A 4,821-nucleotide genomic window follows, 5' to 3' on the forward strand; every position below is an offset into this window, starting at 1 on the left:
GTATTAGGGTGATACCTGCAAAGTTAATATTTTTCATTTTCTAGAACGCTAGTTACTAGCGTTCTTCAGCGTGCAGACCTCCATGCCTTTCGGTATTTTGTCTACACGCTGAAACAACAAATATTGTTGTTGAAGATTGATGATTCGTAAGAAATATATTATGATCCGGGTCCTGGTCAATATTATATGGGTGATATGAATGAAGGAGCAACGTATATACATGTTCTTCCTGATGTCAGATATTTCGAAAAATATGCAGATGGAAGCACCAGGGATTATACCTGCAGATGAATTACTTACAAAATACAATATTAAATTGATAAGTTGGAATTATACCCAGTCAATAAAAAATAATTTTCCAACAAACAAAAAATTAGAGGAGATATAGAATTTAACCACAATAAGGCTTGTCATCGTGTTGTGGTTCTTGTTTATTGGTAGGTGCTTTCCGCCTCGCATCACTTGCAAGAATCCGTGCAGAAAAGAAATGGATAGGTTCGAACATAACATAAATATTTTAAGAAATATATTCATGTCTGGTAGAAGCCCATTTGGTATCCCTATCCCAATACCTTGACCTCATTTACCCGGGGTAAAATGAAAGGAGTGTTGTTGGTTTAGAATTAAGTTTGATGAAAAATTACTCTAAATCCTTAATTTCACTGCATATAAAAAGCCATTATTTTGAACAAAAGATTGATCAAAACGATGGCTCTCTTTTACTTTTCAGAACTGTTTTTTATAAAAAAGTTTGATTAATTTAATGCTCCTTATTCCACTAACGAGCCCGTTAGTTTAATAAAAGACAGCAAACAAAAAGAATCAATTTCGAAAAAAGATTGAACAAAATTGATTCTACAATATCGGATGGAAATGTAATACAAGATGTTTGACCATTAGGATGGGTTTTGTTGAACTATATTTGTGGGGCTTCCATACCAAACTTTGCCCATTCCTCTTTTGAAGGACCATAAATTCCTGGGACAGTTAATCCAGCCTGTCGCATAAGAACCGTCATTTGTCCTCGATGGTGGCTTTGATGTTGAATCAAAAACATTAATAGTGAACCATTTGGCATCTGTTGACCTATAAATTCGATACGTTCTTGTAGTGTATGGTCAGTCCATTCTCTTTTTAAAGCCTGTACAAATGCATTACTAGCTTGATGATAACTGTCTGCTATAAACTGAGCTGTAGTAGGAACGGGATAATCTTCGGCTGGGGCATCAAACGTTAAGTTCGTATTTGAAGTAATAATGCGAATGGCAGCAACGGTATGCCAAGCAATACGTCCTAAAGTCCAATTTTGTGAAGTTATTTCCTGTTTAAGCGATTCATCAGTTAGATTACTCAGTAGTTTCTGTGTAGCAGCAGCTTCGAACTCCCAAGATTTTAAAAAATGGTCTAAGGTTTGGAACATAAAAATCCCCCTAAAAATGTTTGTTTAATTCTTCTATTTTTAATAACGTTACAAGGATAGATTTGAAACATTAACAGACTAATTTAAATATTCTATAAGGTATACGCTAAATCCTTCTTACGCTAACCAACCACAAGTGTTTGAAAATGAATTTGGTAACTACCGTACAAAAAATAGCAGGAAATCGACTACAAGATATTGGTTTTTTGACGGACAAAAAATATACTGATATAGATTTATGGAGATTTTCCCGCCAAGTTGGTGATATAGTACAATTTAACCTTTGAGAAAAGTATCAATTCTCCAAATTCAAGAAGAGTGCACTTTTCTACATCTAATGATTTTTTTGGTGTATACTCTTCTTATTTTGTAAAAGAAAAGGAATTTGAGGAATGGTGGTACTATGAAGATCAGGGGAGTTTAAATAAAGTTGTGAGTGAGTTAGTAGACATAATCATGCTGCATGGATGGTTTGAGAGACTGGATAATCCTGCTATAGAACTAGAAGACATAGTAGCAAAAAAAGTTCTTGATAATCCATCGAAAATGCTAAAAGCAAAATTGTATGGTTTGGATTTTCTGAGCCTTATCAAAGCCTTCAGGCAATCTCATTAAGATTTTATCAAATTAAAATAAAAGTCTCAGACGTTAAACTGAACTGTGACCCAGTAAGGTGGACACTTTGAAAAAAGTGACCTTCTTACGGGTATTTATGTTTTAATCAACTTATGAAAATAAAGCGAGGAAAGAATTTTGGGAAAAACAAGAGCTAATGCAAAGGTTTTCATGGAACAAGAAATGAAACATCTTGAAGCTAACCCTTATGTTCAGCATGTAACGTACAAAAGTATTACTTATGCACCAGCATTTAAAGTAGCAGCTGTCAAAGCGTATCAAGAGGGACAAACACCTATGGAAATTTTTTGTGGTGCTGGTTTTGACATAGACGTTATTGGTCATGACAAAACCAAAACATGCTTAAAACGTTGGCGTAAAGTGTATCAAATTCATGGAGAGATCGGCCTTTTAGAAGAACAACGAGGAAAGAAAAGTACGGGTAGACCCTCGAGATAAAAGAATATTAAATTGGTTTCCATTCGATGCGGTAGACGCAGTTAGTACAGACCCTTCTACAGCAGATTTAACAGGTAGGACTTTGGAGTTTCTCGGCAACAGTGCAGGATTTCATCAGCCATCCCCAGATTCAAAGAGGGGTGGAGTGGCTTCTAAGCAATCAAGAAGCCAATGACTCTTGGTACGGGCATTGGGGCATTTCTTACATTTACGGGACATGGGCCGCTGCTACCAGCCTAATTGCTGTCGAAGTCTCTTCCGAACATCCTGCAATTCAGAAAGCTGTACAGTGGTTATTAAAAATCCAGAATGAAGACGGGGGGTGGGGAGAGTCATGTAAGAGCGATATTGTTAAAACATATGTTTCTTTAGGTGTCAGTACACCTTCTCAAACCGCGTGGGGAGTGGATGCCCTCATTTCAGTGTTCCAAAAGCCCATTCCGGCGATTGAACGTGGAATTCAATTTTTAATTGATTTCGAAAAAAATCAGGACTGGACGTTCTCTTATCCAACAGGAGCCGGATTACCCGGCGGTTTTTACTTTCACTACCACAGCTACCGGTACATTTGGCCTTTGCTTGCTTTAGGTAATTATAAAAAGAAATATTAAATATCTCTTTATGTTTTTTATGTTTCACAAGGGTCTATGGATAAGGTTTACACTCTGGATGAAAATGGACATTTTATGGTTTTGCCGAGGCTTATACCACTAATGAAATTTAATCTTGATGGGAGAATCAATGGTTCACTTAGAGATTCCACCCACATTTAAGTAACATTCTGTTTATTCGAGCAATCGTCGTTTAATATGATTATACGTTTGCTCATTTGCTATTTCATAATAAAGTGGAAGAGAACTAATGTTTTAACGGGAGATTCTGCATGCGGAGGAACGCTCCCATTGGCAGCTGCACGATAAGCTGCGCTGATACTAGGACGAAAGTAAATGTGATCAAAAAAAATCAGCACAAATACTCGATATCAGCAATGTGCAACGTCCTGCAAATTCCCAGAAGCACGTATTACTATGAAGGGAAAAGAAAGAGTATCTGAGGATATACTTACCATCAAAGTAGGTTTCCAGTGTAAATTTAAAACCCTCGAACAGCTTAAAAATGAAAGTTGACCTCGTTGTTTTAAAGATACAATTAAATTAAGTAAGAAGATTTTGGGTGAAAAAAGAATAAGGGGTAGGTGATGCTTTACGTCTCCTCGTTCGTTGTACGTGTACGTTTGTTCTCTTGTCGGTGTTTTTTCCTTACGAATCCGATCCAGTTTATCGTTGCCAAAAGTGGTATTTGAAATGGGGCAGTTCATGGGTAAGTAAAATAGACCCTAACGTGCCTTAGCCAAGCTAGGCACGCTGGAGAGAATTTGACGCTTACTTTAACGAAATCATTAGTAGTTTAGTGGAGATTTAGTTTTTAATAGGAATTTCTTTATCAAAAAAACGATAGATGCGATTTTCTTCTCATTTATAACATTTTCAATAGTTTTGATCATAAATATTTGGTCAGTTACATGATTCACCCAATCGAATCCGGTAATGCTTGTCGTTTCTGAGATGCCATCTTTATAGTTTATCGTGATAGGGTATTCAACTTCACCAAATTCCCCTTTAAGCTACTAGCGGATTTGTGAATCTCTTTTGTTGAGCTGCTGTCAATCTTAAAAGAAATCGAAATTGGCGAGACGGAGATCGTTTTTAATACTGCCTTATAACCAAACATGGTAATGTTTTGATCTATCAGATAAAGGTTAGAGTATTCGATTATAAAAAACCAAGAAAGACTGGAATTGGACTACTTTAAAAAGTTCAGTCTTTCTCGGTTTTCTTTTTTCCATAATGAAGCGGTCACTCTTACAAGTGTGACCGCCAGAAAACTCGTATTATTATAATAAAGCCCCCGTAATATTAATCTCTCCATTGACTGTTGCTGTACCGCCATCAACAATTTGGGCGGTTAATGAATACGTAACATCACCGATTCCAGGGGTTAAATCAATATGACTAATACACACAGAACCAAATGAGTTGGCTCCGGTTCTCTGATCAATAATACTTAAAATGACTGTAGAACCTCGGAGAACTTGAAATTGGACTACTGGATCACCAGTTTCATTTTGCCAACCAATTACACCATTTATCCAGATACGATTTGAAACGGAACTTCCCGTAATTGTGATCGTTTTTAATGTAGTAGGGATATTACTTAATATTGTAGAACTTCCACTAGTATTGGGGGTATTTTCAGAAACTTGGAATATTAAGCTTCCAGCTGGACCAGTAGGACCAGTAGGGCCGGTAGGGCCAGTAGCGCCGGTA

The 4,821-nt window shown here is 36.7% G+C and carries 4 protein-coding genes and 2 pseudogenes; 4 read left to right on the forward strand and 2 right to left on the reverse strand.

Annotated features, from left to right (window positions below; genetic code table 11):
* The first annotated feature begins 199 nt into the window (after window positions 1–199).
* Complete coding sequence (locus AYJ08_RS23210) at window positions 200–388, forward strand: hypothetical protein (protein WP_231929231.1); 189 nt, start codon at window positions 200–202, stop codon at window positions 386–388.
* A gap of 528 nt (window positions 389–916) precedes the next feature.
* Here the strand turns inward: AYJ08_RS23210 and AYJ08_RS22340 are convergent.
* Window positions 917–1,420, reverse strand: coding sequence for a DinB family protein (locus tag AYJ08_RS22340; protein WP_064019512.1), 504 nt, complete (start codon window positions 1,418–1,420; stop codon window positions 917–919).
* A 432-nt stretch (window positions 1,421–1,852) separates the two neighbouring features.
* On the opposite strand from AYJ08_RS22340, the gene AYJ08_RS23705 reads away from it, so the two are divergent.
* From AYJ08_RS23705 to AYJ08_RS22355, 3 genes and pseudogenes are all read left to right on the forward strand, one after another.
* Window positions 1,853–2,035: a hypothetical protein gene (locus AYJ08_RS23705; RefSeq protein WP_157452914.1), complete on the forward strand. Its 183-nt coding sequence runs from the start codon at window positions 1,853–1,855 to the stop codon at window positions 2,033–2,035.
* A gap of 171 nt (window positions 2,036–2,206) precedes the next feature.
* The gene (locus tag AYJ08_RS22350; protein WP_064019515.1) at window positions 2,207–2,494 is read left to right on the forward strand and encodes a helix-turn-helix domain-containing protein; all 288 of its coding nucleotides are present in this window, start codon (window positions 2,207–2,209) and stop codon (window positions 2,492–2,494) included.
* A pseudogene (locus AYJ08_RS22355) lies at window positions 2,490–3,105 on the forward strand (squalene--hopene cyclase); the annotation flags it as partial. The gene AYJ08_RS22350 and the pseudogene AYJ08_RS22355, both read left to right, overlap by 5 nt.
* 1,283 nt (window positions 3,106–4,388) lie before the next feature.
* Here the strand turns inward: AYJ08_RS22355 and AYJ08_RS24195 are convergent.
* Window positions 4,389–4,821: pseudogene (locus AYJ08_RS24195) on the reverse strand (NTTRR-F1 domain); the annotation flags it as partial.

The sequence above is a fragment of the Brevibacillus sp. SKDU10 genome, from assembly GCF_001645205.1.
GTDB lineage: Bacteria > Bacillota > Bacilli > Brevibacillales > Brevibacillaceae > Brevibacillus_B > Brevibacillus_B halotolerans.